The sequence below is a fragment of the Arthrobacter sp. H41 genome (genome assembly GCF_000520535.1).
Lineage (GTDB): Bacteria > Actinomycetota > Actinomycetes > Actinomycetales > Micrococcaceae > Arthrobacter_D.
On sequence record NZ_KI914807.1, the window covers coordinates 21,615 to 23,283 of the forward strand.

The following is a 1,669-nucleotide window of genomic DNA, read 5'->3' on the forward strand; positions in this document are numbered from 1 at the left end:
GGCCTCAGCCATGGCCTTGGCTCCCGCCTCGATGGCGGCGTCGTCGAAATCGGAACCGGGTGACCACCAGCGCCGTTCGGTGACTCCGGCTACCCTCTCGAGGAGGCGCTTGGACAGCCGAAGCCGCTTGAGGCTCTGCGCCAGCCGTTCGTCGAACTCTGCGGAAGTGACGACTACCGGCGCCTCCACACTCGTGACGGCCAGCAGAGCCGTGTTGTCATGTCGGAACGTCGCGTTACCGGTCAAATTTCCTGCCTCGTCAACTGTTCAGCACCATTGGCCGGCCACTGGAGTCCGCGGGGGATCCGGCCAAGGAGCTCTGGGATTCGATCGAACCTTTTGCTAAGCCTACTTCTTAATTTCTGCACTGGTCACACTTGTTTGTCCACAGAACTGAAGGGGATGCACACCCGGGTCCGCCCAACCCAGTAGATTTGAAAGACCCAACCCCTCTGGAGAGTCTGACCACTGTGCATTTAAAGAGTCTAACCGTGCGCGGCTTCAAGTCTTTCGCCTCAGCGACGACTTTCGAATTCGAACCCGGCGTCACCGCTGTGGTGGGACCGAACGGTTCGGGGAAGTCCAACGTGGTCGACGCACTCGCCTGGGTGATGGGAGAACAGGGGGCCAAGACCCTCCGCGGCGGAAAAATGGAGGACGTGATCTTCGCCGGAACCTCGGGCAGGGCGCCGCTCGGCCGCGCCCAGGTGTCGCTGACCATCGACAACGCCGACGGTGCATTGCCCATCGAGTATTCCGAGGTCACCATCTCCCGCACGCTGTTCCGTGCCGGTGGTTCGGAATACGCGATCAACTCGAAAAGCTGCAGGCTCCTTGACATTCAGGAACTTCTGTCGGACTCCGGCATGGGGCGCGAAATGCACGTCATCGTGGGGCAGGGACAACTCGACCGGGTGCTCGGTGCGACGCCCGAGGAACGCCGCGGCTTCATCGAGGAGGCAGCCGGCATCCTCAAGCACCGCAGGCGGCGGGAGAAGACGATGCGGAAGCTCGACGCGATGCAGGCCAACCTCACCCGGCTCACCGACCTGACCGGGGAGCTTCGCCAGCAGCTGACGCCTCTCGGCAAACAGGCCGAGGTGGCCCGGCGGGCGCAGCAGGTCCAGTTCGAGGTGCGCGATGCCCGCGCGCGGCTCCTCGCCGACGACCTCTCCCGCCTCACTGAAGCCCTCGCCAGGGAGGAAGCCGACGAAACGGCGTTGCGTGAGCGGCGGGCCGAAGTCGAGCGCCAGTTGCAGGCGGGCAGGGCGCGCCAGGCCGAACTCGAGCAACTCGCCGCAGCGGCCACCCCCACCCTCAATGCGCTGCGTGATGCCTGGTATGCCCTGTCCTCCTCCCGCGAACGGATCCGCTCCCTCAGAACCCTGGCCGAGGAACGACGACGGCTGCTGGGCAGCGCCGACACCAGCGTCGACCCCGGCCGCGACCCGTCCGAACTCGGGCGTTCAGCCGAACGCGTCCGCGGCGAGGAGCACGCGCTCACCGGGCAGGTCGGCGGGCTCCGCACCGCGCTGGATACCGCCGTCGGGCATCGCCGGGACGCCGAGGATACAGCAGCAGCCGAGGAGAAACGTCTTTCCTCACTGCTCCGCGCGGCGGCCGACCGGAGGGAAGGCGCGGCACGGCTGGCCGGTTCCGTGGGTGCGGC

At 66.3% G+C, this 1,669-nt stretch carries 1 protein-coding gene and 1 pseudogene; one reads left to right on the forward strand and one right to left on the reverse strand.

What is annotated here, in order from left to right; all coding sequences use genetic code 11:
- Positions 1-246, reverse strand: a pseudogene (locus Y705_RS23220) (3-oxoacyl-ACP synthase III); the annotation flags it as partial.
- 224 nt (positions 247-470) lie between these two features.
- On the opposite strand from Y705_RS23220, the gene Y705_RS19455 reads away from it, so the two are divergent.
- On the forward strand, positions 471-1,669 hold a 1,199-nt coding region (locus Y705_RS19455), incomplete at its 3' end, for a chromosome segregation SMC family protein (protein ID WP_155850050.1).